This window comes from Microcoleus sp. S13C4 (genome assembly GCF_036700865.1).
Classification (GTDB): domain Bacteria; phylum Cyanobacteriota; class Cyanobacteriia; order Cyanobacteriales; family Microcoleaceae; genus Microcoleus.
This window is the reverse complement of record NZ_JAUBPS010000003.1, coordinates 90,274-116,698: the sequence shown is the minus strand read 5'-3', so window position 1 is coordinate 116,698 and position 26,425 is coordinate 90,274. Positions and strand designations below refer to the sequence as shown.

27 protein-coding genes are annotated in these 26,425 nt (G+C 46.6%); 14 read left to right on the top strand and 13 right to left on the bottom strand.

What is annotated here, in order from left to right:
- Positions 1 to 222: 222 nt before the first annotated feature.
- Positions 223 to 699: a TM2 domain-containing protein gene (locus tag QT996_RS02805; RefSeq protein WP_333044355.1), complete on the top strand. Its 477-nt coding sequence runs from the start codon at positions 223 to 225 to the stop codon at positions 697 to 699.
- Positions 700 to 879: 180 nt separating this feature from the next.
- Positions 880 to 1,053 carry a 50S ribosomal protein L32 gene (gene rpmF / locus QT996_RS02800; RefSeq protein WP_006632406.1) on the top strand — a complete coding sequence of 58 codons (174 nt, stop codon included), beginning with the start codon at positions 880 to 882 and terminating at the stop codon, positions 1,051 to 1,053.
- Between the two features lie 42 nt (positions 1,054 to 1,095).
- Here rpmF and queA read toward each other — a convergent pair whose 3' ends face one another.
- Positions 1,096 to 2,241, bottom strand: a complete 1,146-nt coding sequence (queA, locus tag QT996_RS02795) for a tRNA preQ1(34) S-adenosylmethionine ribosyltransferase-isomerase QueA (protein ID WP_333044354.1) — start codon at positions 2,239 to 2,241, stop codon at positions 1,096 to 1,098.
- A gap of 157 nt (positions 2,242 to 2,398) precedes the next feature.
- Here queA and QT996_RS02790 point away from each other — a divergent pair, with 157 nt between their 5' ends.
- On the top strand, positions 2,399 to 2,788 hold the full coding sequence (locus QT996_RS02790; protein ID WP_006632408.1) for a hypothetical protein: 390 nt from the start codon (positions 2,399 to 2,401) through the stop codon (positions 2,786 to 2,788).
- 202 nt (positions 2,789 to 2,990) lie between these two features.
- On the opposite strand, the gene QT996_RS02785 is transcribed toward QT996_RS02790, so the two are convergent.
- A complete protein-coding gene (locus tag QT996_RS02785; RefSeq protein ID WP_333044352.1) occupies positions 2,991 to 3,584 on the bottom strand; it encodes a YraN family protein in 594 nt (197 codons plus the stop codon).
- Positions 3,585 to 3,598: 14 nt separating this feature from the next.
- On the opposite strand from QT996_RS02785, the gene QT996_RS02780 reads away from it, so the two are divergent.
- Positions 3,599 to 4,114, top strand: coding sequence for a pentapeptide repeat-containing protein (locus tag QT996_RS02780; RefSeq protein WP_333044350.1), 516 nt, complete (start codon positions 3,599 to 3,601; stop codon positions 4,112 to 4,114).
- A gap of 313 nt (positions 4,115 to 4,427) precedes the next feature.
- On the opposite strand, the gene dnaG is transcribed toward QT996_RS02780, so the two are convergent.
- Complete coding sequence (gene dnaG, locus QT996_RS02775) at positions 4,428 to 6,449, bottom strand: DNA primase (protein ID WP_333044349.1); 2,022 nt, start codon at positions 6,447 to 6,449, stop codon at positions 4,428 to 4,430.
- A 224-nt stretch (positions 6,450 to 6,673) separates the two neighbouring features.
- Here dnaG and QT996_RS02770 point away from each other — a divergent pair, with 224 nt between their 5' ends.
- The 3 genes from QT996_RS02770 (at position 6,674) to QT996_RS02760 (ending at position 10,169) form a co-directional block, all read left to right on the top strand.
- On the top strand, positions 6,674 to 7,615 hold the full coding sequence (locus tag QT996_RS02770; RefSeq protein WP_333044347.1) for an NAD-dependent epimerase/dehydratase family protein: 942 nt from the start codon (positions 6,674 to 6,676) through the stop codon (positions 7,613 to 7,615).
- Between the two features lie 116 nt (positions 7,616 to 7,731).
- Positions 7,732 to 7,995, top strand: coding sequence for a hypothetical protein (locus tag QT996_RS02765; protein WP_333044345.1), 264 nt, complete (start codon positions 7,732 to 7,734; stop codon positions 7,993 to 7,995).
- Positions 7,996 to 8,072: 77 nt separating this feature from the next.
- Entirely contained in the window at positions 8,073 to 10,169 is a 2,097-nt protein-coding gene (locus QT996_RS02760; RefSeq protein WP_333044344.1) for a tetratricopeptide repeat protein, read from the top strand.
- A 79-nt stretch (positions 10,170 to 10,248) separates the two neighbouring features.
- Here the strand turns inward: QT996_RS02760 and QT996_RS02755 are convergent, their stop codons facing one another.
- On the bottom strand, positions 10,249 to 10,986 hold the full coding sequence (locus QT996_RS02755; protein ID WP_333044343.1) for a hypothetical protein: 738 nt from the start codon (positions 10,984 to 10,986) through the stop codon (positions 10,249 to 10,251).
- A complete protein-coding gene (locus QT996_RS02750; protein ID WP_242715806.1) occupies positions 10,983 to 11,309 on the bottom strand; it encodes an MgPME-cyclase complex family protein in 327 nt (108 codons plus the stop codon). The genes QT996_RS02755 and QT996_RS02750 overlap by 4 nt, the downstream gene beginning before the upstream one ends.
- 114 nt (positions 11,310 to 11,423) lie before the next feature.
- Between QT996_RS02750 and QT996_RS02745 the strand changes: the two genes are divergently transcribed.
- Together QT996_RS02745 and QT996_RS02740 are read left to right on the top strand one after the other, a co-directional pair.
- Positions 11,424 to 11,630, top strand: coding sequence for a hypothetical protein (locus QT996_RS02745; protein ID WP_333044341.1), 207 nt, complete (start codon positions 11,424 to 11,426; stop codon positions 11,628 to 11,630).
- Positions 11,631 to 12,013: 383 nt separating this feature from the next.
- The gene (locus QT996_RS02740) at positions 12,014 to 13,222 is read left to right on the top strand and encodes a glycosyltransferase (RefSeq protein WP_333044340.1); all 1,209 of its coding nucleotides are present in this window, start codon (positions 12,014 to 12,016) and stop codon (positions 13,220 to 13,222) included.
- A 252-nt stretch (positions 13,223 to 13,474) separates the two neighbouring features.
- Here QT996_RS02740 and QT996_RS02735 read toward each other — a convergent pair whose 3' ends face one another.
- The 3 genes from QT996_RS02735 to QT996_RS02725 form a co-directional block, all read right to left on the bottom strand.
- Complete coding sequence (locus QT996_RS02735; protein WP_333044339.1) at positions 13,475 to 14,383, bottom strand: MoxR family ATPase; 909 nt, start codon at positions 14,381 to 14,383, stop codon at positions 13,475 to 13,477.
- Between the two features lie 170 nt (positions 14,384 to 14,553).
- Complete coding sequence (locus QT996_RS02730) at positions 14,554 to 15,768, bottom strand: bifunctional riboflavin kinase/FAD synthetase (protein ID WP_333044338.1); 1,215 nt, start codon at positions 15,766 to 15,768, stop codon at positions 14,554 to 14,556.
- A 240-nt stretch (positions 15,769 to 16,008) separates the two neighbouring features.
- Positions 16,009 to 16,911 carry an MBL fold metallo-hydrolase gene (locus tag QT996_RS02725; protein WP_333044337.1) on the bottom strand — a complete coding sequence of 301 codons (903 nt, stop codon included), beginning with the start codon at positions 16,909 to 16,911 and terminating at the stop codon, positions 16,009 to 16,011.
- 265 nt (positions 16,912 to 17,176) lie between these two features.
- On the opposite strand from QT996_RS02725, the gene QT996_RS02720 reads away from it, so the two are divergent.
- A complete protein-coding gene (locus QT996_RS02720) occupies positions 17,177 to 17,326 on the top strand; it encodes a hypothetical protein (RefSeq protein ID WP_333044336.1) in 150 nt (49 codons plus the stop codon).
- Between the two features lie 187 nt (positions 17,327 to 17,513).
- On the opposite strand, the gene QT996_RS02715 is transcribed toward QT996_RS02720, so the two are convergent.
- Entirely contained in the window at positions 17,514 to 17,729 is a 216-nt protein-coding gene (locus QT996_RS02715; protein ID WP_333044335.1) for a hypothetical protein, read from the bottom strand.
- Positions 17,730 to 18,058: 329 nt separating this feature from the next.
- On the opposite strand from QT996_RS02715, the gene QT996_RS02710 reads away from it, so the two are divergent.
- Positions 18,059 to 19,264, top strand: coding sequence for a transposase (locus tag QT996_RS02710; RefSeq protein ID WP_333044334.1), 1,206 nt, complete (start codon positions 18,059 to 18,061; stop codon positions 19,262 to 19,264).
- A 105-nt stretch (positions 19,265 to 19,369) separates the two neighbouring features.
- Positions 19,370 to 20,302, top strand: coding sequence for a hypothetical protein (locus QT996_RS02705; RefSeq protein ID WP_333044333.1), 933 nt, complete (start codon positions 19,370 to 19,372; stop codon positions 20,300 to 20,302).
- Here the strand turns inward: QT996_RS02705 and QT996_RS02700 are convergent.
- Positions 20,270 to 20,884 (bottom strand): hypothetical protein, encoded by a 615-nt coding sequence (locus tag QT996_RS02700; protein ID WP_333044332.1) that lies wholly within the window; start codon positions 20,882 to 20,884, stop codon positions 20,270 to 20,272. The two genes, QT996_RS02705 and QT996_RS02700, sit on opposite strands and share 33 nt — an antisense overlap.
- Before the next feature lie 529 nt (positions 20,885 to 21,413).
- On the opposite strand from QT996_RS02700, the gene QT996_RS02695 reads away from it, so the two are divergent.
- Positions 21,414 to 22,319, top strand: coding sequence for an alpha/beta hydrolase (locus tag QT996_RS02695; protein WP_333044331.1), 906 nt, complete (start codon positions 21,414 to 21,416; stop codon positions 22,317 to 22,319).
- Between the two features lie 185 nt (positions 22,320 to 22,504).
- On the opposite strand, the gene QT996_RS02690 is transcribed toward QT996_RS02695, so the two are convergent.
- On the bottom strand, positions 22,505 to 23,029 hold the full coding sequence (locus QT996_RS02690; RefSeq protein WP_333044330.1) for a DUF4330 domain-containing protein: 525 nt from the start codon (positions 23,027 to 23,029) through the stop codon (positions 22,505 to 22,507).
- A 379-nt stretch (positions 23,030 to 23,408) separates the two neighbouring features.
- On the opposite strand from QT996_RS02690, the gene QT996_RS02685 reads away from it, so the two are divergent.
- Entirely contained in the window at positions 23,409 to 24,260 is an 852-nt protein-coding gene (locus tag QT996_RS02685) for a M48 family metallopeptidase (protein WP_333044329.1), read from the top strand.
- Between the two features lie 307 nt (positions 24,261 to 24,567).
- Here QT996_RS02685 and QT996_RS02680 read toward each other — a convergent pair whose 3' ends face one another.
- Positions 24,568 to 25,338, bottom strand: coding sequence for a metallophosphoesterase family protein (locus tag QT996_RS02680; protein ID WP_333044328.1), 771 nt, complete (start codon positions 25,336 to 25,338; stop codon positions 24,568 to 24,570).
- A gap of 331 nt (positions 25,339 to 25,669) precedes the next feature.
- Positions 25,670 to 26,416, bottom strand: coding sequence for a DUF1995 family protein (locus QT996_RS02675; protein ID WP_333044327.1), 747 nt, complete (start codon positions 26,414 to 26,416; stop codon positions 25,670 to 25,672).
- Between the last annotated feature and the right edge of the window lie 9 nt (positions 26,417 to 26,425).

Genomic DNA, 26,425 nt, shown 5'->3' with positions numbered 1-26,425 from the left:
CTCTCGCCCGCGCAAATATGTTGTTGGCGTTAAGAATTGCTACGCAAAATTACTCATGGGCTTCCAGACAAGGTATTGGGAAACCAAATTCTGCCTTTTGTCAGTTTCTTAGGCTACCACACAAATAAATTCCCATGTCAAGCTGTTTAAACACCAGATAGAAAGTACAAAATGTATAGAGGGACTCCAATTCTTAGAATAACCAGGCAGGACGGGCATAAAATGAGCAATTTAGGTGTTAGTTACCTTTTATGGGCAGCTTGTTTTTTCGGCCCATTCGGACTCCACCGCCTCTACAACGGCAAGATTGGTACGGGTTTGCTGTGGCTGTTTACCTTTGGTTTGTTTGGGTTTGGGCAATTGTTTGACCTGCTGCTGCTGCCGAACATGGTGGACGAACACAATGCCAGTCTCAGGGGCAAACTCGGCGTATCTCCCGAAGGTATACCGCTATATCCCAGCAGCGGGGCGATCGCCGCGACATACCCCAAGCCAACTCCAGACCAGTTAGGGGTTAAACTCCTGAAGGCAGCTTATACCAAGAACGGAAGATTATCTGTCACCCAAGGGGTGATGGCAACCGGCGCTACTTTTGCCGAAGTGGAAGAGGCTTTCACGGCAATGCTCAAAACCGGTTATGTGAGTATCGAGAACGATGCCGTAACTGGCGTCGTGATCTACCACTTTCACGAACTTTAGCTACTGCGGGTGCGTTGCCTAGGGGATTTTGTCTATTTTTCCAGAAGCTAATCGCTGACGCACCCTACTACTTGATATTGCTAGCCCAGCAGTTCTTGCGGTTTTTCGAGTAAGTATTGCCGGCAAAATCGGCTAGAATGTTTGTTTGTCTATATAAGCAAGCAAAAAGTATTTAGCGTCATGGCAGTCCCTAAGAAGAAAACCTCCAAATCCAAGAAGAATATGCGTAAGGCCACATGGAAGCGCAAAGCTGTAGTGGCAGCTCAGAAAGCTCTGTCTCTGGGCAAATCTGTTCTGACTGGGCGTTCCAACAGCTTCGTGTATCCCGGCAATGAAGAAGAGGAGGAAGAATAGAAACGCAATACCGGGCATGGGGTGAACCCGATGCCCGATCGATCAATCCTTTTTTGCTGTTGGTAAAATCAGCATGGCATCGCCAAAGGAATAAAAGCGGTACTGTTGCTCGATCGCTTCTCGGTACAAATCCAACAGCCGAGGCCTTCCAATCATCGCACTTACCATCATCATCAAAGTAGAGCGGGGCAAGTGAAAATTGGTAATCATCCCCTCTACAACCCGCCACTTGTAACCAGGGTAGATAAACAAATTGGTCGGGCCGCAAAAAGGTTGCAAGGAAAAATCACCACTCGCGGCGGCCGCTCCCTCTAAAGCTCGCACTGCTGTTGTACCCACGGCAATGATCCGCCCGCCTCTGGCTTGAGTTTCCCGGATTTTATCGACGGTGGCGGCGGGTACTTCCACCCATTCGCCGTGCATTTTGTGAGCCGTCACGTCTGTCACCTCCACCGGGCGAAACGTGCCTACTCCGACGTGTAAGGTGACAAAAGTTTTTTCTATTCCCCGCTGTTCCAAGCGGCTGAACAATTCTTCGGTGAAGTGCAGGCCTGCTGTGGGGGCAGCCACCGCCCCAAGCCGATCGGCATAAACAGTTTGATACTGTTCGGCTGAAGCTTGGGAATTTTCGATGTAGGGCGGCAGGGGTACGTGGCCGTATTCGTCCAAAAACTTCACCAGATTCTCATCTGTGGGGATGTCAAACTCCAGCAGCCGTCCCCCTGTTGCGTCGTCCCTCTCTATAACTGTTGCAGTCAATCGACGACGATCGGGCACGGGCATCGTGGCATCGGGAAGGCAACAGCAAGAAGCTGTGGTCGAGTCCTCACAGGCAGGGGCGATGGGATCAAACTCAATTTTTGCTCCCAACTTTAAGCGTTTCCCCGGTTTAACCAAAGCCAGCCAACAGTTGTGCTGCCGTTCTTCCATCAACAATATCTCCACAGCCGGGCCGTTGGGTTTGTGCCCGTAGAGCCTCGCTGGCAGCACGCGGGTGTTGTTGAGTACCAGCAAGTCGCCTGGTTGCAGCAAATCGGGTAAATCCCTAAAAATCCGGTGTTGGTGGCTGCTGGGAGAATCTACAGCCAGCAAGCGAGAACTGTCCCTCGGCACTACGGGATTTTGGGCAATGCGTGAGGGCGGAAGTTCGTAGTCGTAGCCGTCCAAAGACCAGTCCATCTCTGTCATCGAGTGAATTCCTGTGCGATCGATCTGTCAACTAGGTAACAAATTGGGTAAAAACCCCCATCCAAAGTCGGGTGCTTTTCCCCTTGTGGTGGCGGGTAGAGTCCGCGACGATAGAGGTATAGCATCAGCTTTGCTCATAAGGCTCATAAGGATCGTTATGGAATACCTCTACTACATCGCCAATACTAGCCTTACTCTGAGAGTCGTGGATTACCTACGCACGGCTCATCATCTTCCCTTGCAATTTATCACTGTTATTCACCAAATAGACGGCTGGGTGGTAAAGGTGAAAATGAGCCAATATTTAACTCCAGAAATGCACGGGGATTTTCGGGCTTTTATGAACGAACTCGGGATTCCTTACGATCCTGAAATTCGCTTGCAAATGGCGCTTTGGAGTTTGGAAACGGGACAGTCGCCACTGAGCGTGATGCGCCGCTACCAGGTGGCAGTCGTTTGTCACGGCAGCCCTGACCGCAAAGAAATTGAAGCGTTTCGCCAGCAATTTGTCAAGGGTCTGGGATATTGCCCGGAAACTCTCGCCTAGACTGCTACTCATATAAACTAGCTGTTATGGCAGAGCGGAAGAGGAAGTGAAAGGAAGAGAGGAAGAAGATTTAACGCTTTTTTCACCTCCGTTAAAGATTAAGAGAGAAAGGCGCGACAGCTTAGGGAAATTAATAATTAAAAATTACCTACTGGCATTGCTTTGTGATTTTACCCTCTAATTTTTAATTAGATATTTATTTTTAATTGCTAAAAGCCGAGCGAATGTATTCTTGCAGGGTAAGGCGGTAGTTTTCTGCAATGGTGAATTGAGAGTTTGCTGCTGTTAATGGTGGTAATATTTGCTTAGTGTTTTGTTGTGAAGGTTCGCACCTTACTAAAGCGACATCAAAGCGACAATAATTATTGGCTAAATCAGGATGAGTGCTTAAAAATATTTCGGCTGTTTGCCAAAGTTTGGCTTGTTTTGTGGTAGTAACAGCTAGCATTCCACCAGCATCCCAATTTCCCCGGCGGCGAGTTTTTACCTCTACAAATGCTAATGTTGGGGATTGCTGATTGGGAAGAAATCGGTTTTTTGCGCTTTCTTCATCTCTTCCGAGTGCGATGATGTCAATCTCTCCCCAGCGACAGTGCCACTGGCGGTGCAGGATTTCCCAGCCTTGCTGCTGCAACCACTCGGCGACTAAGTTTTCTCCCAATGTGCCGATATCCCGAGAGTTTGGGGATTGGGGGGCATTGGAGTCAGCCGTCGCTAACGGGCGATTCCCTACGGGATAGCTACGCTTGACGCTCTTTCTGGTAGAATTCAATTCTGAACTGTCACGACTGCCCATTAGCTTGAACTTGTATGATGATTTCTCGAATTCGCCAACATATTTATACTTTCTTGCTGAGTTTTGTTATTTTAGCAGTAATTGCCGCTGGGGCGATCGGCATTAATCCCGCACCTGCTTTCGCTTTGGATCACGACAAAGAAATCCTAGTCGGCGCTGATTTTACTGGCCAAGTTCTGACTGACGACAGCTTTAATAAAGCCAATCTTCGCAATAGCAATTTTACTAATGCAGATTTGCGGGGCGTCAGCTTTTTTGCTGCCAATATGGAAGAGGCAAATTTAGAAGGGGCGAATTTCACGGGTGCAACTTTAGATTTAGCTCGCATGATGAAAGCAAATTTAACTAATGCTATCCTTGAGGGTGCTTTTGCTTACAATACCAGACTCGAAGGAGCTGTCATTGACGGTGCTGATTTTACAGAGACACTGTTGCGAGACGATATGATAGAAAAACTTTGTAAAGTGGCAAAAGGTACTAATCCCGTGACGGGTAGAGATACTCGCGAAACTCTTTTTTGCGATTATTAAAAGGCTCGTTGAATAAAAGAATTTATTCCTTACTACAAATTCGTTTGTAGTAAGGACTTTATTACTTATATCAGTTGAAAAAATGTAACTGCTGGTAAGCTTCAAACCTATATCGAACGAGTCATCCCCAATCTAAAATCTAAAATCTAAAAGGGTATTACCGTCAGGGCTGTTTCATTCTCAGAAAAACCAGGGTTTTGTAGGGGCGGTGCCAAGAATGCGCGCCCACCCCATAGACGAGCGGGTGCGGGTTTCAGATATCGGGGCAACCACGGGGGGATTGGCCCTACCAGAGAATGAAACACCCCTGGTATTAGCCCCAAGGTACGGATGTTAAATCGTAAAAATTCACTTGACGCAGCCGCTCTAATTCCTTGAGCCATTCTTGTTCGGCACAGAATAGTTGATGATATTCTATAGCCTCTTCGCCACTGCTAGCGGCCTTGGCTTTTTCCCACATATTGAGTGCAATCCGGCGGCGCTTCATGCTAATTATTTGCTCGATACAGGCGAGGGCAGATCTAATTACTAGAGGTGCGCGATAAACGTTTCTTTCTGAAAACTCATTTAAGTGAAATAAATGCGAGATTTGATTGAGTTGATTCGGATATTCAATGAAGCTATCTTGCAATTTCAATATTAACTCAGCAGGCGCTACTTGTAAAGACATTTTGTGCAATATTTCTGCATTCACAATCTGGTGCCACAAAAATCTGTGGTGAGAAAGGCTAAACTGCACGTCTCTAGCTTCTATTGCTTCTCTGACATCTTGGCGGTATTCGGGACAGTGCAAATAAATCTGCAATAATTGCGCTTCTGCTTCTTCTAAAAGACTGCGGGCTACGGCAGATAAGCTTGATTTTGAGCTTTTGTTTTCGCCGCCACTGGCACGCTGCTTTTTATATTGTTTGTTCGGCTTCAGCTTGTTTCTAATTAACAGGGGCATTGTCAAAGATTCGTCTTGACTCTGCCGCTTTGCCCAATCGCTGACTACTTGATTGAGCAAGTTTTCAGCGAGCATTTTGGTGAGCCTAAAATCTCCTTTGCTGAGAATTTCGGCGCACTTTTGCAGGTAATGTGCTAACTGATTGTCGTCAGTGATGTTCGTTAATAAATTAATAATTTTTTTTGTCACTTGCTGGGAACTATCGGCTTGCTTCAAATCTTGATTGACGAGCATTTGTTGCAGTTGCCAGTCGAGCCACAAGGGAGCATTTTCCAGCAATTCTTGATATTGTTCTGGGGAGTATGTTTTGAGGTATTCGTCGGCATCTTTGCCGTCGGGAATGTTGAGCACCCGCAGTTGCACTTCTCCTTGATAAGCGAGTTTTTCTATTTCTCCAATAGCGCGTTCTGCTGCTTGAGTTCCTGCTTTGTCGGCGTCGAAGTTGAGGATAATTTGTTTGGAGTCAGTGTAGCGTAATAACTGCCGCACTTGGTTTAAACTTAAGGCTGTGCCGAGGGAAGCGACGGCGTTGGAGATGCCGGCGGCGTGAAGTGTGATCGCATCAAAGTACCCCTCTACAACCACTGCGCGATCGGCTTTGCTAATGGCTGTTTTCGCTGTATCTAAAGCAAATAAAGTCTTGCCTTTATCGAATAGTTCTGTTTCGGGAGAATTGAGGTATTTCGGCTGTTCGTCGCCGAGAGCTCTGCCGCCAAAACCGATGACTCTGCCTTGGGTATCGCGAATGGGAATCATAATGCGATTGCGGAAGCGATCGTAATAACCGCTGCCGCCATTTTTTCGGGGTACAATTAATCCAGCTTGTTCTACTAATTGCGCCGGATAGTTTTTCTGTTCTACTAAATAACTGTAAAGTGCTTCCCAACCTTGGGGTGCATAACCTAATTGAAATTGTTGGATAGTTTCTTCGCTTAGCTGGCGCTCTGATTTGAGATATGCTAAGGGTTCTTCTCCTTGGGTTTGTCGCAAAGCGTGTTCGTAAAAGTTGGCTGTTAGTGCTGAGATTTCATAAAGTTGTTCCCGCAGGGAAATTTGCCGCTGCAATTCTTGTCGGTGTTCTGGTTCGACTGTTTTGACGGGGACTTGATAATTTTTAGCTAATTCTAATACTACTTCGCTGAAAGGGCGTTTCTCCAATTCCATGAGAAACTTAAAAGCATTACCGCCTGCACCGCAGCCGAAACAATAATACATTTGTTTGCCGGGACTGACAGTAAAGCTGGGAGATTTTTCGTCGTGAAAGGGACACAAACCTACGAATTCTTTCCCGCGTTTCCTCAAGACGACGCGACCGGAAATAACGTCTACTATGTCGGCTCTTTGTTTGACTTCTTCGATTGTTTCTGGATGCAGCCGGGGAACTTGCATAGGGCTATTTTAGGCAACTTGAAATTATGTTGATTTTGAGCGATCGCACTTTAGTAAAGCACAAAACTGACTTTCAGGACTTGCACACAAAAACTCAAGCGTTCCGGTTTTTTGTACCAGGGCTGATCGCTACTAATATGTGTTTTCTTAAAAAACCCGGTTTCTCCGTAAGGCATAACTTTATTGTAAGATATTTACACTAACTGTAAGGAGCATCGAAAATAATGCGAATTTTAATGATGGGCGGTACTCGGTTTATCGGGGTTTATCTTACTAAGATTTTAGCAGCACAAGGGCATGAAGTGGTGTTGTTTAACCGGGGCAACAAGCCTGTACCGGTTGCGGGCGTAAAACAGATTCAGGGCGATCGCACAAATGTCGAACAACTAAAAGAAAAGTTATCGACGGTCGAGTTTGACGCGGTTTTTGACAACAACGGCCGCGAACTCAGCGATACAAAGCCTTTAGCTGAAATATTTAAAGGGCGGGTGCAGCACTTTGTTTACATGAGCTCTGCGGGGGTTTATTTGAAGTCGGATCAAATGCCTCATATGGAAGGGGACGCTACTGATCCTAAAAGCCGGCATTTGGGTAAATGCGAAACCGAAAATTACTTGGCCGAGTCCGGTTTGCCTTGGACTTCGATTCGCCCGACTTACATTTACGGCCCCCAAAATTATAACGATTTAGAGGCTTGGTTTTTCGATCGCATTGTGCGCGATCGACCGATTCCGATTCCCGGTAACGGAATGCACTTCACGCAGTTGGGGCACTGTCAGGATTTGGCTAAAGCAATGGCGGCGGTTTTGGGGAATGAAAGGGCGATCGGGCAAATTTACAACGTTTCGGGCGATCGATTTGTCACCTTTGACGGTTTAGCCCGCGCCTGCATTCAAGCGGCAGGCAAATCCTCTGATGCTATTAAGATTGTACACTACGACCCGAAACAATTTGACTTCGGCAAAAAGAAAGCTTTTCCGATGAGATTGCAGCACTTTTTCGCTTCAGTTAATAAAGCTGTCACCGATCTTAACTGGCAGCCGGAATTTGACTTAGTTTCTGGATTGAAAGATTCTTTTCAGAATGATTATGTAGTTTCGGGACGGGACAAAGCTGAGATAGATTTTTCAGTCGATGACGAGATTTTGAAATCCGTTCAAAGTTAAGTTAGAGTGGGAGCGTCCCAATGCCCGAAAAAATCTAGAACCCCACCCTAACCCTCCCCTTAGTAAGGGGAGGGAATAAGAAAGAAAGCAAACAGACTGTCACAGTAAAGTTCGCAATGCGACATTACATCGCAGCCAAAGATAGCTACTTAGAGGTTATAGCAAAACTCAAAAACGACAAGTCTGTAATTATTGAAATCCAAGTTCTCAATCGGCCGACCTTGAGCAAGCTAGCTTTGTACAATACAGCAACAACTGATGTAACTAAATTAATGATTGAAGAATTGCACAAGAGATTCCCACCTGTAATTTATTTTATTGAAATCCGGACTCCCCAGTTATCGCTCGACCAATTAAAAAATTTAGATAAGCCATGTTAGATTTTTCTAAGGCGGAAGATTTGACATCTTGGTTGGAAGCTAATTCTCCAAAAGACTAGGAATATTAGGTAAATCTCATGCTTGGAATCACACTCAGCAGTCGCTACAGTATTATTCGTCACTTGGGAGGTGGCGGATTTGCTCAAACTTACTTAGCTGAAGATAAGCAGCTACCAGGAAACCACCTCTGCGTCGTCAAGCAGCTTAAACCTCAAGCAACTGATCCGGAAACTCTACAGGTAGCAAGACGTTTATTTGATACTGAAGCACAAGTTTTGTACAAGCTGGGAAATCACGATCGCATTCCCCGACTTTTTGCTTACTTTGAAGAAAATCAAGAGTTTTATCTCGTTCAAGAATTTATAGAAGGCCACGATTTAAGTCAAGAAATTACGCCAGCCGCTCCGGGAACTGCGGGAGTCATGCAGGAAGATGCTGTCATTTGTATATTGCAGGAAATTCTCGAAATTTTAGACTTTGTACACCAACAAAATGTCATTCACCGCGATGTCAATCCCCGCAATATCCTCCGCAGAGATAGAGACGGAAAATTAGTTTTAATTGACTTTGGCGCAGTCAAAGAAATTACTACTCAAATCACCACTCCTCAGCCCAAGAATAGCTTGAGTGTCAGCATCGGTACTCCCGGTTATATGCCCAGCGAACAAGCTCACGGCAACCCGAAACTGAGCAGCGATATCTATGCCGCAGGTACGATCGCAATTCAGTGCCTCACTGGCATAAACCCTCACCAAATGCCAAAAAACTCCGAGACAGAGGAAATTATTTGGCAGGACAAAACATCAGTCAGTCCTGAATTTGCGAAGATTTTAGATAAGATGGTAAAGTACGATTTTCGGCAACGTTATTCTAGTGCAGGCGAAACGCTGCAAGCTATTAAAGAATTGAAAAATTCTTTCAGCGGTACAGTTCCTGTATTGCCTCCGGTTGCTGCTGCGAAGAAGCAGCTCAAATCCCGAAAAAAACTGTATTTAAAAATATTGTCGATCGCCAGTTTAATTAGCATCAGTATTATAGCATTAATTTATGGTGTAAATACTTTTAATGCAGCAAATGCAACTGACTTGTACAACCGAGGCAATACTCTTTACAATTTAAACCGATTTGAAGAAGCTCTGGCCGCTTACGAGCGAGCAATAAATCTCAGGCCCGACTACGCGGAAGTGTGGCAGGAAAAAGCCAAAACTTTATATGAATTAAAAAAATATCGAGAATCGCAGTCAGCTTATGATAAAGCCATAGAATTAAAGCCGGAATACTTGGAAGCTTGGACGGGACGCGGTTATGCTTTGGAGAAGTTGCAACAGTCTCAAGAGGCGATCGCATCTTTTGATAACGCTTTGAAAATCCAGCCCGACTATGCCGCAGCGTGGGAAGGCAGAGGCGATGTTCTCTTAGATTCGCAGCGGTACGAAGAAGCGATCGCATCCTACGAAAAAGCTGTACAATTTCAGTCCAATTTGTACCATTCTTGGTACAATCGGGGACAAGCTTACCAAAAATTAAAACAGTACGATCGATCTGTAGAATCCTATGAAAAAGCACTTGAAATCAAATTCGATAATTATGAAGCTTGGTACAATTTAGGCAATATATTCCTAGAGTCAAACAAAAATCAAGAAGCTTTTGAAGCCTACGAAAAAGCCGTGCGGTTTCAGCCCAACTTTTATCAAGCGTGGTACAGTCAAGGCATTGCTTTACTAAAAATGCGGAGGCATGAAGCAGCGGTAGAAGCTTACGAAAAAGCTGTTAAATTAAAACCTGATTATTATCAAGCATGGTACAATTTAGGCTGGTCGTACCACGAATTACGCAAGTACGAACAAGCAATTGAGTGTTACAGCAGAGCCTTAGATTTAAACCCGAAAGAATATCAAGCGTGGTACAATAGAGGAAATGCTCAGTACAATTTAAAGCGGTACGAAGATGCGCTAGTCTCTTACAATGAAGCCGTCTATGTCAAGCCTGACTACTCGGAAGCTTTGTACAGTCGCGGCAATGCACTGGTGGCGGTAAAAAGATACGAAGATGCGATCGCCTCCTATGACAAAGCAATTCGCTACAAACCGGATTACGGAGCGGCAATGGAAGCAAAAAAGCGGGCACAAAGTCAGCTAGGAAGCAGCCCGCTAGAACCCCAACAACAACAATAATTGTTATTAGTCCCCCTATGCTAGGACTTTGGGTGTAGTAGTAATTTCACGAACCCAATAATTGTGGGTAGGTTATCTTTTAGCGAACAGCGGGAGCAATTACGGTAACTCGTCGGCTGTCTACTAACATCGGCCAAAAACCTCGATCGCTCAATGCTTTTACGGCAGCAGTAGCGGCGTTTTGATCCGTTGTATAAGCGACGAATAAAAAGGGACGCTGGCCGTAGGAAGCTAAGCCTACTTGCGTGCCTAATGCTTGCCTGACTTGGGCGGCTAATTCCGGTTGGTTGAAGTAATCTACTAACACTGCATAACCAGAACCCAGGGGTCGGGGATTGAAGGCAAGATTGCCGCTGGGAGAATTGGTGACTGGTTCAGAACCTGGTGCTGGCTGAGGGTTGTAGACTGGCAAATTTTGGGGTAGTGCCGCTGCGGGCGATCGTACTACGTAAGCTTGCAATCCGACAACATCTTCGATGTATTTAACCCAATCGCTGGCGATTTGCGAGTCCCGAAAGCCACCAACTCGCGTCACCGTGTCATTGATGTACCGACAAACTGTGTTGTTAGTATTTCCAGGGAAAGAGCGTTTTGCTCTTTCTTGCTGTTCGGGTGTTCTGGTGACAATTAACAGTAGATATTCGTCGGACTGTGGCGGTTGGCAGCTCGACTGAGCTTTAACAGAACTCGATAAAATTGTCAAGACTAAAAGGGCGATCGAAGTAGCAGAAAATAGGGGGAGAGACAAAAGAAATTTGTACAATTTACCCCTAATTGTTGTTAGTTGTTTCGTCGGATATTTGGCTACTTTCTTCATGCTGTCTGTAGGGATGCGAGGGCATCGGGAATAGTTGGTGATGGTGCTTGAAATTCACCTGTCAGTACATATTCTAATCGCAGTTTCAACCAAGTGATAAAGACAGGATCGATGGAAATAATAGCCGCGGCTGGCTGAGGGCATTTTGCTTTAACTTCTGCCATTGTCGGTGCTTCTAGGAAAGCGGGCTGTTTGACCAACCAGAAGTCTATTTCTTTTTCTTGTTCGTTGTAGTTGCGAGTTCTTTCTTTAAACACTTCATCTAGGGCTTCTTCTTCTAGCAAAAAGCGTTGGCTGGCTAAAACGTAGTAGTAGGTTTGCATTTTTCTCGGTTGTTAGAGGTTGAGGGTTCGCGGTTAATGCCGCCTGTACCGACCAGTTTTGCTGGTCAGGGGCGGGTTTGCCGAGTTGCGGTCGTTGAAGAGTTCTAGACTCTTGTGCCGTTTACTTTACCTTATTTGCTGTCATCTTGGGTAGATGCAGAGCAAGTCGCCTCAGAAAAATCTTTGGTGGTGAGTGTTGGGGGAGTTGTGAGAGTTGCGAGAGTTGCTGGTTTTTTGGGGATTTGGGCGATTATTTTTCGGGCTGGTGATTTTCGGGAAAATTTACCTGACAATAGGAAATTAGATGGAATTGCAGGTTGAATAATTACCAATTATTGAGGCAATCTGGGGGCTGTTAAACTTGATTGAGAGTGGTTTGCATATGAAAATACTTCAGACAGTTTTTGATTGCGAACCCTAAAAAAAGGCTTTCATGGTGATAAAGGTACTCGCGGGAAAATCAAAGGTTTGTGACTACTACCTAAAAATAGTCCTTACTATTGTATTGAAATGAAAAATGTGTAGATTGATTTGCTCTGACCGAAATAGCCATCGGCCCGCTGTCACTTCCGCCATTCCACCAAAAGCGATCGCCCTCCACCCATGCTCAAATAAGCTCAACAAATCAGCTAAATTTGTTGGCCAGGGAATGCAGCCAAAGGCTAAACTAATCTAAGCTTTACCATAAAATTTTCTCCCCGTTCATGAACATCGCTTATTTAGTCAACCAATATCCCAAAGTCAGCCACAGCTTTGTCCGCAGAGAAGTGCTAGCCGTTGAAAATTGCGGCATAAAAGTCGCGCGTTTTTCGATCCGATCGTGCGAGTCTGAACTCGTTGATGGGGCCGACAAACTAGAGCAAGAATTGACTAAAGTAATATTAGGAGTTGGTGTACAGGGGTTAGCGTGGGCTTTGCTCCGCGTTGCCGCAACTAGACCCATTCGATTCATCGAAGCTGTGCGGTTAATGTTCAAAGTTGGCTGGCACTCGGAACGGGGGATTTTGCTGCATCTAGCTTATTTAGCAGAAGCTTGCATTCTTTTAAATTGGTTTGCAGAATCGGGTACAGCACACGTTCACGCTCACTTCGGGACAAATTCGACAACAGTCGCAATGCTGTGCCGCGTGCTTGGCGGCCCGACTTACAGTTTCACCGTTCACGGCCCTGAAGAATTTGATAAAGCCACACTTCTTTCCTTAGACGAAAAAATTAAACGATCGACCTTTGTAGCAGCAGTGAGTTCCTTCGGTAAAAGTCAGCTTTTTCGGTGGTGCGATCGCACTTTTTGGTCAAAAATTCACGTCATACACTGCGGCGTAGATGCTGCATTTTTAGCTGCACCCTATGTTCCCATACCCGCAGCACCCCGCTTAGCTTGCATTGGCCGACTCAGCGAACAAAAAGGTCATTTGTTATTGCTAGAAGCTGCTAACTTGCTAGCAGTTCAAGGCTTGCAGTTTAAGTTGGTACTGGTAGGAGACGGGCCACTGCGATCGGATATTGAAAAGCAGATTCAGCAACTCGGCCTGCAAAATCATATAGAAATTACCGGCTGGGCCAGCGGCGATCGAGTTCAGCAAGAGATTTTAGCTTCACGGGCAATGGTATTGCCGAGTTTTGCTGAAGGTTTGCCCGTCGTAATTATGGAAGCCCTCGCTCTTAATCGGCCCGTAATTAGCACTTATGTTGCTGGCATCCCGGAACTCGTAGAACCCGGTGTTTGCGGTTGGTTAGTTCCTCCCGGTTCCGCAGAAGCATTAGCGGTAGCGATGCGCGCAGTATTGGAAGCACCTTTAGAAAAACTAGAACAAATGGGGAAAACAGGAGCCGAGAGAGTTGCTCAACAACACAATGTTGATTTAGAGGCAAAAAAATTAGTCGCGCTGTTTGAGAGTGCTATTAAGCCGTGATTAAAAAAGTAGTAAGGCTATGCTGTTTCCCTACCCCACAATAATCATTAGCCCCCCTCGGATGTAACCATCGACTGATTAATTTTTGGGAAACGACCAGGCGCCGTGTCGTGATTGTGGGTAATATTAATTCCCATGCCACCGGATTTGATATAAAAAGGGCGGGCAAATACGCACCCCCAAAAAATTTATTCTTTGTGGAACAGGCATCTTGCCTGTTCCTTTAATTAAAGCAACCTATTTACAGACTTTTTAAGGAATAGGAACAGACCGCAATAATCGATCAACAATTGCCTTAGCCCTCCTTCCGCCCGCCGGAATCAAACGGTGAGACAGTACGTGCGGCGCCACATACTTAACATCATCATCAGTAGCAAAATCCCGCCCCGAAATAAACGCCAAAGCCTGGGACGCCCGGTGCAAAGCCACCGCACCCCGGGGACTCACCCCCAGAGTAATCTCCTCATCTTCCCGCGTCGATCGCACCAAATCCACAATGTACTGTTTCAAAGAGCCTTCCACCTTCACAGCAGCGCACAAACGGCGCAATTCCTGCACCTCTTCCAAAGAAATACAAGGCTGCAAATCTTCAACTGCAAAACTATCAGAAAGCCGTTCCAACATTTGCAACTCTTCCGAGGCAGCGGGATAGCCCAAAGTCAAAGACAAAGTAAACCTATCCATCTGGGCTTCCGGCAGCGGAAAAGTGCCTTGATATTCGATCGGGTTCTGAGTCGCAATCACAAAAAATGGCGCCGGAACATTCCGAGAAACTCCATCTACTGTCACCTGCTTTTCTTCCATCACTTCCAGCAAAGCTGACTGAGTTCGTGGCGTCGCGCGATTGATTTCATCGGCAAGCAAAACATTAGCAAAAACTGGCCCGGGCAAAAACTCAAACTCTCCGCTGCGCGGATTCCAAATATTAGTACCCGTGATATCCGTCGGTAACAAATCGGGAGTGCACTGAATCCGCTGAAACTTCCCATCGATCGATCGCGCCAAAGACTTCGCCAGCAGCGTTTTTCCCACACCCGGCACGTCTTCCAGCAGCGCGTGTCCGCCCGAAAGCACGGCTACCAGCACCAAGCGAATAGCATCCGCTTTGCCAACAATAGTCTTGCCTAGATTTTGTTTGAGCCTCTCAATATTTTGTCTCATATCCCTGATTTCTAATTGTTAATTGCTAGTCGCCAATTGTGGATCAAACATCCAATTGCCAAAATCTTGAGTCTTTGCCTTGCGGACTTCGTATTTGTACAACTAGAATTTAGTCTGACTCATCTTGCACCATTTTTAAAAGCGATCGCCCGTTCTAGATCACATAATTATTAGACTTTAGCAGTTAAGAGACTTCTAGCAATATCGCAATCTGCCTGAATTTGAGTTTTGAGAGCATCCAGAGAAGCGAATTTTTGTTCGGGTCGCAAAAACTCTACTAAACTCGCGCTCAAGGTTTGACCGTACAAATCCCCAGACCAATCTAACAGGTGAATTTCCACAGTGGGTTGCAGCCCGTCTACAGTCGGGCGGCAGCCAACATTCATCACCCCATTGACAAAAGATAAATTGGATGATGTGCCGGGAATTAGAGATTTGGGATTTTCCTGTTGATAGGAAGAACTTCCCTCTTTCATCTTTTCCCATCCATGCTTCAGCGAGACTCGTACCGCATACACGCCATAACGTGGCAAAAATTTTTCCGGTGGCAGTTCGATATTAGCAGTAGGAAATCCGATCGTCCTACCCAGTCGCTGTCCGCCAACCACAGTCCCGACTAAACTGTAAGGTCGCCCCAGTAACTGATTCGCTCTTGTGAGGTCGCCGGATGCCAGACCTTCGCGGATTGCAGAACTGCTGATCCGATCGCCCTCACCGCAATTGTGTAGGGGTATAAGAGCAACATCAATACCGTAACCCGAGGCGATCGACTGCAAATCCACAGCCGTTCCAGCGCGTCCCCGTCCAAACCGAAAATCAACTCCCACACTAATTCGACTCGCTTTTAGTTGTCGCACCAAAATTTCCTCGACAAACTCACAAGCAGTCAAAGCCGCCAATTCTCGATCAAACGGCAGCAGCACAAGTTGCTCGACCCCCATTGCGGCGAGCAATTCTACCTTTTCTGCCAGAGGTGTTAGCAGTTTTTTCGGTTGACCCGTAAAAAATTCTTGCGGGTGCGGATCAAATGTCACTACAGTGCTGTAAAGTCGATCGACCCCATCAGAATCGATCCCAGAGAGGCTGTTGCCCTCTGCCCTGGGGCCTATCAAACCCTCGAAATTATGGCTGCTGCCGGATCGATCGGGCGGTGCTGCTGAGTCGTTGTAGCAGGTCGCCGGAGGTTCGCTTTCCAAATTTTGATCTGTGCCAACGTTTGAGCGCAAGTTTGGCCCCGACGCAAAAACCGTCGCAGAATTTGATCCAAGCGATCGATTTAAAATTGGCTGCACGACTTGTCGATGCCCTAGGTGCAAACCATCAAAGTTTCCCAAGGCAACAGAAGTTGGAGTCAGAGCAGCGGTACAAGAAGAAGTTACCCACACGCTTAAAATTTTGACATACTTAGCCAGGTTGCGATCGCCAGTCGATTTTAGATTTTAGATTTTAGATTTTAGAATTGACTCCCCAGATTAATCTGAGAGGTTCAACTAGAGTCGAAACTTTTTGGTGTTCCACGACAGGAGTACGTGGCACGGTATCCGTCTTTGAGTGAGGTCAGCCCTCGCTTAAATGTCAGATTTCACAGATCAAGATTTCACAACCATCTGACAATCTCAAATCCATCAGACATGAACTTGAGGCGCTTGCACCGACGCTTCAGACAAATCGTTATCAGGAGGCAGCAATTGTAACGACAAACCTTCCCGCGCCATCAAACTATTCGGGAATCTTTGAGCCACTTGTTCTCCCACCTTGTCTAAAAACTCGTCATTGTGCAGGGGGTCGTGGTGAAAAATCACCAACTTTTTGACATTAGCAGCCTTTGCCACCTTCACCGCTTCCTGCCAAGTCGAATGTCCCCAGCCGACCTTGCTGCTCTTCTCCGAATAATACTCCTCATCGGTATAAGTAGCGTCGTAGATCAGTACCTCAGCATCCTGAGCCAAATGCAGCACATTTTCGTCTAAACGATCGGGAAAATGTTCGGTATCAGTCACGTAAGCAGCCGAATACCCCCGCCAGTTGACGCGGTAGCCTATAGCTTCCCCCGGATGGTTCAACAAAGCAGTTTCCACCTTAATCTCTCCGAGTTCCAGCGGTTGGCCCACTTCTATATCGTTAAATTTCAGGTCTGCCCCCATAATTTGCAGGGGCACCGGAAAATTGGGGTGCAACATCTGGTCGTGGAGGCGTTGCTGGATAGTAGCCTTATTAGGAGCAATAGCCCCATAGATGTGAAAGCAGTTCCCAGGAATAAAAGCTGGGACAAAAAATGGGAATCCTTGAATGTGATCCCAGTGAGAGTGAGTAAAAAACATATGAGCTTTTACGGGCATCTGGGACAGGAGAGTTTGTCCCAAAACCCGCAATCCAGTACCACCATCGAAAATTAGGCGACTGTCACCTACTCGCATTTCTACACAGGGCGTGTTGCCCCCGTAACGTACTGTTTCTGCCCCGGGAGACGCTATGCTACCTCTAACGCCCCAGAAGTGAACCGTGAATTGGTTTTGCATACTAGACATGGGTTTTCTTGCAAGATTGTTCCGGCGAGTTATGGGTAAGGTGTTTACATATTACTAAGGGCTTTACCATCAAACCCAACTTCTTTGACGATCGAGTTCCCCACTTGTTGGAAGTGCCAAGAGTCTCGCTCATCGCGAGAATGCAAAACTGTTGGGCTTGACAACTGAGTAATAAATTACAACGTAGACTAATCAAGTCTCGATCGTAACTCTTCTTTTCCTCTATTCACTAGCCTAACCTCCGCAGACACACTTTGGGGCAGCAGTGCTGTCTGAGTTTGGTCAAAAGCCGCTGTTTTTCCAGCCTCCGCACTTGCCGAACACGATCGCGCGGTCGGTTGTTTGCCTTGCTGCTTTACGGGGTGGAACGCGGATGATGGCTTTCGTGCTATCTAGTCCGGTCGATCGACCATAATATGCTAGGTGGCGGGGCAGTTTTACGCCGATATCTGGCTGATCTTGCAGATCATCGGGCGTGAACGCGCCTCTACAAAAATGACGGTTAATTTACCCGACTTGAGATTCTTCCGCCATTGAACCCCTGCCCATGAGCATCAGGGACTCCTTTTTACCAGAACCCGGTTTAATTAACTCAACTCCCACTAATTCAAAAATCTTAGCAGTTTAGGAATGCTCCTGCTATTAATTATCAGCCAATATTGTCTGGATTCTCTGCCGGCTTCGAGGCTGCGGTTCGTCCCGCTAGCGGTCAAGCTGAACCCAGCCTCATCTGACACCGGGGTAGCAGCGACATCCCCAGCCAGCAGGCAAAAGGCTAAATTTTCGTCGCGCATTTCTTGGCGGATGAATTGAATCACTTAAAATTCCCCTATTTTCTGAAATTAAAAAATTTCGTTTTTTTGCCATCAGCTTAACTTCGATCGACCTTCTGTCTCAAGAGTGATGCAAAAATATTTGTTATTAACCTGTTGTGCTTTTCTCAAAAATCTTCAAGAGCCCTATTTTGGGTAATGATTTCTCGGAATTCGGCGCCGTTGCGGTACTCGCCACGGGTTTAAATTTCCGGTATCATAGAGCCTAAGACTCTTGTTTACCGAAAAACTGGGTCTAAAGCCCCGTCCTTATAGGACGGCTTTAATTTAGCCAAAACTGTGAATTAGTCTTTATATCCATCCCAGCGACGTAAATGTTAGTATTTGAAGCCAAGCTAGAAGGAAAAAACGAGCAGTACGAACGGCTAGACGAAGCCATTCGTACTGCTCGTTTTATTCGGAATAGCTGCATCAGGTACTGGATGGACACAAAAGATGTAGGTCGCTACGACTTAAGCGCTTATTGCGTAGTCTTAGCAAAGGAGTTTCCTTGGGCTGCTAAGCTCAACTCAATGGCAAGGCAAGCTTCTGCAGAAAGAGCTTGGTCAGCGATTGCGCGGTTTTTCGACAACTGCAAGAAAGCAAGACCCGGTAAAAAAGGTTTCCCGCGATTTAAAAAGCATGAAACACATGGTTCTGTTGAATACAAAACTTGTGGATGGAAACTTTCTGAAGACAGGCGAAATATAACCTTCACCGATGGATTTAAAGCAGGAAGTTTTAAATTATGGGGAACTCGTGACCTACACTTCTATCAGTTAAATCAAATGAAGCGGGTGCGCGTAGTTCGCCGAGCTGATGGATACTACGTGCAATTCTGTATTGATGCTGAACGAAATGAGAAGCGCGAACCTACTGGACGAACCATTGGTTTAGACGTAGGGCTAACGCAGTTCTATACAGACTCTGACGGAAATACCGTAGAGAATTCACGCTATCTGAAAAAGTCTGAAAGGTCACTTAAAAAGCTTAATCGGAGACTCTCTAAAACTCAGAAAGGCTCTAAAAATAGAGTTAAGGCTCGGAATCGTTTAAGCAGAAAACACCTCAAGGTAAGTAGGCGACGTAAAGACTTTGCCGTGAAATTAGCAAGGTGCGTAATCCAGTCCAACGACTTGGTAGCCTATGAAGACTTGTCGGTGCGTAACATGGTTAAAAACAGAAAGTTGTCTAAGTCTATATCAGATGCTGCTTGGACAGCTTTTAGAAATTGGGTTGAATACTTTGGCAAAGTATTTGGGGTGGCGACTGTTGCAGTACCGCCACACTATACAAGCCAAAATTGTTCTAATTGTGGGAAAGTCGCGAAGAAATCTTTAAGTCAAAGAACACATATTTGTCCGCATTGTAGATTTGTCTTAGATCGAGATTGGAACGCCGCTCGCAACATATTAGAACTAGGATTGCGTACCGTGGGGCACACGGGAACCTCAAACGCCTCTGGAGACATCGATCTCTGTTTGGGTGAGGAAACTCCTTCAAATAAGTCGGGTCGTAGAAAGAGGAAGCCTAAACAGTGATGTTTAGAATCACCGTGGCTTTAGCCCGGTGAGAATGTCAACAAGAATCTAAATCAGTGTTAAAAACGCCTGGATAACTTTAAGTGATTTTTCAAAAAAGTCAGTATGAATCAAGTTAAAAAAACTACCACCAAGCTGAATCGATCGCCTGTGAAAGTACCCGATCGCACTTTGCAACTCGAATCGCTCCCCTTGAGCGAATTGTCCTTAGAAATGACTCAGGGCCAAGCTTTGAGGGAATTTAGTTCGGACGATCGCCCGCCGGGAACCCCAGCAGCCACAAGCCGAACTGCCGAAACAAGACGCCGGAGGGTAGGTGGCAAGAGCGAGTCGGCCCGATCGCCTGTGTATTCTACTGCTCTTCTCAAGTGGCTGCTAGAGCGTTTGACTAGAGCAAAAGGTTGGCTGGCAGTTGTCACCCTGGCAGGAGTTTGGGGGTTGTGGAACAGTGAGTTACTGTTTTCCACAGGCCTGGGGATAGCAGCGATGATGCTGGTTTACCGAGGGCAGTCGTGGGACTGGCAATTGCTGCGAGCCAAAGGCGAGCAATTTTGGCAGGGCCCGAACCGCCGATTTGTTTTAGCGGTGGGTACGGGTGGCATTGCTACCTTGGGCGCTTACATGAGTTTGGCGATTTGGGCGGACTCCGAGAGCCACTGGATGGCTTTGAGCCTGATTTTGCAGAATTTGGGCACGATCGCGATTGCAGGGCTGTTGCTGCGGCAAGGGTTGAGTCGGAGGGCCGCAAAAGATGAAGTGGCGCTCGATCGTATCTTGGCGGATTTGACTGATGCTGACCCCGTGAAGCGTTTGATTGCAGTGCGACAAATGACTGATTTGGTGAATAAGGGTGGGTTTGGTCCTGTGAGTTCCGTCAAAAGTTCGATCGCCCGTTCCCGCGCTGCCGAGTGCTTTCGCCTGATGCTGAGTCGGGAACCAGAAGCTTTAGTCCGCAATGCCCTTCTCGAAGGTTTGCAGACTTGGGATGCTACTTATGGCATGGCTTTAAAATCCAAACATCAAGTCATCGACTATTAGCTGACCGTCAAAAGCGTAAAAAGTAATTTTATGAATATTCCGAGCTTTTACGCGCAGGGGAGCCCTAGGGGCGATGGGAGAATTAGACCCGACCAGATTGGGCGCCGGCATTTCATCCTGAACAATTGGGTTGCCGTCAATGTCACAAGCAGATAAAACAGTTCGCCGGGAACTGGTGACAAGTCCTGACACCCAGCGAACTGGATACTTAAAAGTTACTTCTATCAGTCCGCTTTTGGGGGCTCCCATTAACACTGTTGCCCCAGAACCCGTGAAAAATGCTGGGTTTGAAGGTTGGATGGCGACGGCATTGCTAAAAGTCACCCCCCAATGTGCAAACTGGTGTTCTACTACTTCAAAGCATTTCAAGTCTTCTAAAGCTACGCGGACGATCGCCGGTACGGTGGCGCGCGATCGCACCTCTGACCCTGCGCCTGAGCGTTCTGGAATGGCAACACAAGACTTTTTGCCATTTAAATCCATGCTTCGACAGGCTGTATCAAATTCTGCAAACCCGTCAGATTGAAGACTTTTCGCATCAACCATAAAACCCTCGCGATCCCGTTTCCTGAGCAGTTGCATTTTAGTAGACCTCCCTGAGATTAGTTGTTTCTTGTGTTTGGGAATTGATAACGGCGGTGCCCGTGATTGCCAAACCTGCGATTAAGAATCGAAACCCGAGCGCCCGCTTTCCAACAAAGACTTTCGACCTCAAAAGCCACTGCTCCGCAAAATATCGTGATTAATGATTCGTGATTGGCGAGCGTGGGCCAACCTGCTGCCTGCCTGAAAGCGAGTTCTAATACTCCTGCTTTCCGAGCGCCTGCTATCCGGGTTGGCGAACAGACTCTATTTTGGTGAGGGGTCTTACCCATCATTTTGCTATTATCTCCGATCGGCGGTAGTTTGCAACGCTGAGAATAACTACACAGGCGAATTGCCCAAATCGCACAACTTACTTGCTGTCTGTAGTTTCACGCTTAACCTGTACTAAAATAGATTTAAATCATTACTCAATCTTTACAAAAACGCCACCAGCTTTGCAAGTTTTTTAAACAAAGACGGGGCGGCTCAAAAGAATCTAAAATATTACAGCGATTGAGGTTAGTTTATGCTTGTACCCCTCGGCTTCGGTCAGCGATCAATAGTTACTTCTGTCGGCAGAATGGTTTACTACACTGCTGAAAAAATGCCTTGGATGGGGTTGCCGACCTCAACTTCGGAAAATCAACCAAACTTAGTATTTTTTCACGGTTTTGGTGGCGGGTCGAGTGCCTACGAATGGTCGAAAGTTTATCCGGCTTTTGCGACAGAATATCGAATTTTAGCACCTGATTTAATCGGTTGGGGGCGCTCAGAACATCCGGCAAGAAGTTATCAGGTTGAAGATTATATCACAACTTTGATCGAATTTCTAGAAAAAACTTGCGGCAGTGCAACAGATGTGATTGCTTCTTCGTTAACGGGGGCGATCGCGATTCGAGCTGCGATCGCACGGCCAGATCTCTTCAAATCCCTGATTTTGACCATACCCAGCGGTTTGTCGGATTTCGGACAAGATTACGGCAGCAGTTTCTTCGCTAAGCTAGTCAACACGCCAATTTTAGATCGCTTGCTCTACAGTACCGGAATCGCCACAGACGGTGGCATCCGCAGCTTCCTAGAACAACGCCAATTTGCCGATTCGCGTCGCGTTTATCAAGAAATTGTTGATGCTTACCTCGCATCTGCTTTGGAACCAAATGCAGAATATGCCGCCCTGTCTTTTGTGCGGGGAGATTTGTGCTTTGATTTGTCACTGTACATCACTCAGCTAACAACACCGACAGCGATTATTTGGGGAGAAAAGTCGCAGTTTACCGGGCCCGATATCGGCCAGCGGTTGGCCAACCTCAACCCTGAAGCAATCAAAGTTTTTCAACCTCTGGAAAACGTAGGTTTGACTCCGCAGTTAGAAATTCCCGCTGTTACGATTGGCTTAATTCGGCAATATTTAAAGTTGCTTTCGGAAGGGTAAAGAAGGAAGAAGGAAGAAGGAAGAAGGAAGAAGGAAGAAGAAAGAAGGAAGAAGGAAGAAGGAAGAAGGAAGAAGGAAGAAGGAAGAAGGAAGAAGGAAGAAGGAAGAAGGAATATGAATTCCCTCTTCTCCCTTCCCCATTAGCAATGACTAATGACTACTGACTAATGACTAATGACTACTAATTATTCTTTGACTCGTACGTCGATAACGCTAGCGTTGAAAATGTACTTGCTGCCTTCAAGCTCTAAAGTAGTGCCAATTTTGACTTTCGTATTTCCTAAAACCGGGCCATTTTCAGTAAGTTGACCTTTTCCCTCTAAGGTAAACATCATATTTTTGCTGAAGGCTTCTTCTTCTCTGGGATCTGGGAGAGCTTTCAGAGTGCCATTGGGCTGAGGAACTGCTAGGGTTCTGGTGATAGTTTTGACAGATTTGATGGTAATCTGACCGGAGGGTTGATTGCGGATCACCACATTGATTTTATCGCCTGCTTTGAACAAATCTGGAACGTTTGTTCCTTTGAGACCGATCGCAATTGCATCAATCTCTACAGGTTTGACACTGGTGCCGACTTGGGCGACGGAACCGCCAGAAGTGCCGGGAAAGAAGAAGATTCCGACTGCAACTAGCAGTACGATCAGAGCGGCAGCTACGTCTAGAATGCTGAGTTTGCCGAACAGTCGGCCTTGAGAATCCAAAATTTTCATAATCGCCTATTATACTGATAGCGACAGGAGTATGTTTACAAGCTCAGGACTTAGGCAGACATCGATAAAAAGCAGATGCTGCTATTGCTGAGCTACCGCTGGCAATGACATACTTGATTGATGCTTAAGTCCTGAAGCTAAAAGATATTACCACAACGATCGCCCAAAATCCGCATGACTTGGGCACTTAAAACAGAACGCAGAAGGCAGTTGACGGCGGTTGGTTGGCCGACAGGCGGATTGCCAAGAAGCTGGTGGGGCGGTTAAAAATTTACAAAAAGCTAGAATAGCAACTAAGCAGCCTCAAATTGCGTCTGCCTATTGAGTGACTTTTTGAGTTTTTCCTCAAATTTTATCTAACTTCTCCCACGTATCAATCATGTTAAAAAGTTTTTGGTTGACTTGCCGGCGTACTTGCGGTAGGGGAATTTATCTGTTTCTGTCGCTGATTGTGGCTGCGGGTATCGGGGTGGTTTCCCCGGAACCGACTCAAGCATTTTCTTTGCCTGAACTGATTTTTAGAGGCATTCAAGTTATTCAATTGTCGAATATGTCCGATGGCCAAGAGGTGACTATTGGCCGACAAATTAATCAGCAGTTAACAAACAGCGAGCTTAAGATCGATCGCGATCGCGACACTACAGAATATATCAACCGCATCGGTCAACGGCTCGCTCAAGAAAGCACTCGCCCGAATATTCCTTATACTTTTCAAGTGATTGAGGACGACAATATTAATGCTTTTGCAACTATGGGCGGTTTTGTTTATGTGAATAAAGGTTTGATGGCAGCGGCGGACAATGAGGCAGAATTGGCAAGTGTACTCGCCCACGAAATCGCTCACATTAGTGCTCGCCACGCGATCAAACAAATGCGTCAAATGGCGATCGCTTCAGGTGTAGCTTCGGCGACTGGACTCGATCGATCTCAGGCGGTTCAGATTGGGGTGGAACTGGCTTTGCGCCGCCCTCACAGCCGCCAAGCTGAGTATGAAGCGGATCAGTTGGGATTGCAAACTATGGGGCGAGCGGGCTACGCTCAATCTGGGATGGTTGATTTTATGAAAAAGTTGCTCAACCAGCCTTCTCCTCCTAGCATTTTGAGCACTCACCCAGCTACGGCCGATCGTATTGCTGCTATTTCACAGGCTATAGATCCGGAACTTGCTAGCGGTGAAGGTTTGAATAATGAGGATTACAGGCTAGAAATCCGCAGACTTTTAGGTTCGTAGCAATTTTAAATCAGTCAGGCACTCTCTTGTCTTATCTTCTCTTTTCTTACTTCGCGATCTTCGCGTCTTCGCGGTTCGTTAAAACTCACATCTTGCACCATTCTCCATAACGGGAATCTTGCCCGTTCGACAAAAGAAATATTTTCTTGTGGAACAGGCCGGAAAGCCTGTTCATAAAAGGCTAAGTGACAATGGTGCAACATAGGAGTTAAAAAACAAATCCCGTTACTAGGGTACGTCACAAGCAGGTTAATTTCGACTTAATCGATCGAACTTAAACTGAGGCACCCTACAACGAAAACTTGATTTAACACTGCTGTTGAACAACAGAATCGATCGCAGGTTCCGAGGGTGCAATCGGCTGCGGCTTCAATTGCCGGACAACTTCGTCAAACGGCAAAATTCTGACTTGATTGTTAAATACATTTACTTGATAAACTCTGCGGTAGCTTAGGTCAAATCCTGTCAGCCAGCCGCTTTTGGGATGATAAGCACCCGTGTCAATATCCAACCACCCTTCGCCCCTGACTAATTCGCCCGGTCTGACCCCATGAAAGGTAAAGGTGATCGTGTGACCGGTGATAATTAATTTATTGGGAAAATAGGGTTTCGACATGGTGTGAAATTCCTTGCGAATCCAGCAGAGTTGCTCGATCGACTGTTCATCGATCGACAGATGGGGGTCAACGCCGGCGTGAACCAGCCAGATGTCCCCTAAGTCCCGGTACGTGGGGAGCGATTGCAGCCACTCTAAGTGTTTGTACGGCATCATCCCTGTATCTCTGTAGCTTGCTACTGTCGCATCGCCGCCGCTGTACAGCCAAGATTGCCACGCTCGCATATCCATCGGCACCGCCGACAAAGCCTCCAGCATCAGTTGTTCGTGGTTGCCCAGCAGAGTTTGGTAGGGGCTTTGCTGGACAAAATCTAATACCTGAGCGCTTTTGGGGCCACGATCGATTAAGTCTCCCAAAAAATAGACGCGATCGTTCGAGCCGGGGGCAAGTGCCTCTAGCAGGGTCATTAAGCCGTCGTAATGCCCGTGTACGTCCCCGATAACAATGCGCCGGTGCTCCATTGTGTTTATCCGCTTCCCTGACTCAAAACCCCAATCTCTACCTTATAGCATTTGATTTTGCTGCTATTTGCCTCCCCTCTTTTACGGTGGAGGGGTGTCACCCATTATACTGCTTTGTATAGATGTCGTGTAAAGCTCGCCAGTCTCTGTTTGCGTAGCTACTGATAGAAACACAGGCAAGCTGTTAATTGTGCTTCTGCAACTGCTGTTACTGAGGCAAAGTTTTGAGTTATTTCACGGTGAGCCTGGTGCGTCAGGGATTAGCCGACCGATTAAGTCGAAAATAATCCTAGCTGACACACCCTAAAATACGATCGAGCCTTAACGATTGTCACTGAGTCAAAGCTTTGAGGAATGTCTGGAGCTCTGCCAAAAAACCTTTCTTTTTTACGGGTTTTGCAGGTGCGGTGGAGTCGGGATCTGGGCTTGGGAGAGAAGCGGCTAAAATCCGCTCTAAATCGTCTCCGACTGGTTTTTGGGCGGTTTCAGAAATTAGTTCGTATTCGTTGTTTGTTTCCAGCCACACTTGCCAGGATTGGGGGTAGCAGCGGAATAAAGCAGCACTGTCTAGGGGTCTGATGTAGTAGCAGGATTCGATTTTGCTGAGGAATCGATCGCGCAATTGGCGGCCGGCATAGCCTATACCTATGGTGGCAACATCTTCGAGGCGCGGGTTGAGTAGAATTACTGGGCGACCGGCCGCAGCTATGTAAAGTTGTTCGACTTGGGCCACTTCTACGGCTGCTGGATTGATCAGGAGAAAAAGTTGATCTTCCGGTGCTATTTTATCTTCAACAGAAGTGCGACTGCTGCCCAAATCAGTGACTTTAAAGGGTGTTTCTCCCCAGTCGCGGCGCGCGAGGGCGGCCGCACCGGTGTCGGGAAAAAACACTTTTACTCCGGGGTAGATTTCCTCAAATTCTGGGAGAAATTGTTCGGTGATAGACTGTGCTTGCAGGGCGATTTCGGGAAATACTAATTCGACTTGCAGTAGAGTTTTGCCGTCCGAGAGGGCGGCGGCGGTTGCAATGCGGGATTGGGCGATCGCCTCGTTGAGATCTTTTGGCAGTTGTGTCATTAATGTGAT

Excerpts from the sequence above, each read along its gene's own strand:
- QT996_RS02805 (WP_333044355.1), top strand. The coding sequence starts at position 223 with ATGAGCAATTTAGGTGTTAGTTACCTTTTATGGGCAGCTTGTTTTTTC.
- rpmF (WP_006632406.1), top strand. The coding sequence starts at position 880 with ATGGCAGTCCCTAAGAAGAAAACCTCCAAATCCAAGAAGAATATGCGT.
- queA (WP_333044354.1), bottom strand. The coding sequence starts at position 2,241 with ATGACAGAGATGGACTGGTCTTTGGACGGCTACGACTACGAACTTCCG.
- QT996_RS02790 (WP_006632408.1), top strand. The coding sequence starts at position 2,399 with ATGGAATACCTCTACTACATCGCCAATACTAGCCTTACTCTGAGAGTC.
- QT996_RS02785 (WP_333044352.1), bottom strand. The coding sequence starts at position 3,584 with ATGGGCAGTCGTGACAGTTCAGAATTGAATTCTACCAGAAAGAGCGTC.
- QT996_RS02780 (WP_333044350.1), top strand. The coding sequence starts at position 3,599 with ATGATGATTTCTCGAATTCGCCAACATATTTATACTTTCTTGCTGAGT.
- dnaG (WP_333044349.1), bottom strand. The coding sequence starts at position 6,449 with ATGCAAGTTCCCCGGCTGCATCCAGAAACAATCGAAGAAGTCAAACAA.
- QT996_RS02770 (WP_333044347.1), top strand. The coding sequence starts at position 6,674 with ATGCGAATTTTAATGATGGGCGGTACTCGGTTTATCGGGGTTTATCTT.
- QT996_RS02765 (WP_333044345.1), top strand. The coding sequence starts at position 7,732 with ATGCGACATTACATCGCAGCCAAAGATAGCTACTTAGAGGTTATAGCA.
- QT996_RS02760 (WP_333044344.1), top strand. The coding sequence starts at position 8,073 with ATGCTTGGAATCACACTCAGCAGTCGCTACAGTATTATTCGTCACTTG.
- QT996_RS02755 (WP_333044343.1), bottom strand. The coding sequence starts at position 10,986 with ATGAAGAAAGTAGCCAAATATCCGACGAAACAACTAACAACAATTAGG.
- QT996_RS02750 (WP_242715806.1), bottom strand. The coding sequence starts at position 11,309 with ATGCAAACCTACTACTACGTTTTAGCCAGCCAACGCTTTTTGCTAGAA.
- QT996_RS02740 (WP_333044340.1), top strand. The coding sequence starts at position 12,014 with ATGAACATCGCTTATTTAGTCAACCAATATCCCAAAGTCAGCCACAGC.
- QT996_RS02735 (WP_333044339.1), bottom strand. The coding sequence starts at position 14,383 with ATGAGACAAAATATTGAGAGGCTCAAACAAAATCTAGGCAAGACTATT.
- QT996_RS02725 (WP_333044337.1), bottom strand. The coding sequence starts at position 16,911 with ATGTCTAGTATGCAAAACCAATTCACGGTTCACTTCTGGGGCGTTAGA.
- QT996_RS02710 (WP_333044334.1), top strand. The coding sequence starts at position 18,059 with ATGTTAGTATTTGAAGCCAAGCTAGAAGGAAAAAACGAGCAGTACGAA.
- QT996_RS02705 (WP_333044333.1), top strand. The coding sequence starts at position 19,370 with ATGAATCAAGTTAAAAAAACTACCACCAAGCTGAATCGATCGCCTGTG.
- QT996_RS02700 (WP_333044332.1), bottom strand. The coding sequence starts at position 20,884 with ATGCAACTGCTCAGGAAACGGGATCGCGAGGGTTTTATGGTTGATGCG.
- QT996_RS02695 (WP_333044331.1), top strand. The coding sequence starts at position 21,414 with ATGCTTGTACCCCTCGGCTTCGGTCAGCGATCAATAGTTACTTCTGTC.
- QT996_RS02690 (WP_333044330.1), bottom strand. The coding sequence starts at position 23,029 with ATGAAAATTTTGGATTCTCAAGGCCGACTGTTCGGCAAACTCAGCATT.
- QT996_RS02685 (WP_333044329.1), top strand. The coding sequence starts at position 23,409 with ATGTTAAAAAGTTTTTGGTTGACTTGCCGGCGTACTTGCGGTAGGGGA.
- QT996_RS02680 (WP_333044328.1), bottom strand. The coding sequence starts at position 25,338 with ATGGAGCACCGGCGCATTGTTATCGGGGACGTACACGGGCATTACGAC.
- QT996_RS02675 (WP_333044327.1), bottom strand. The coding sequence starts at position 26,416 with ATGACACAACTGCCAAAAGATCTCAACGAGGCGATCGCCCAATCCCGC.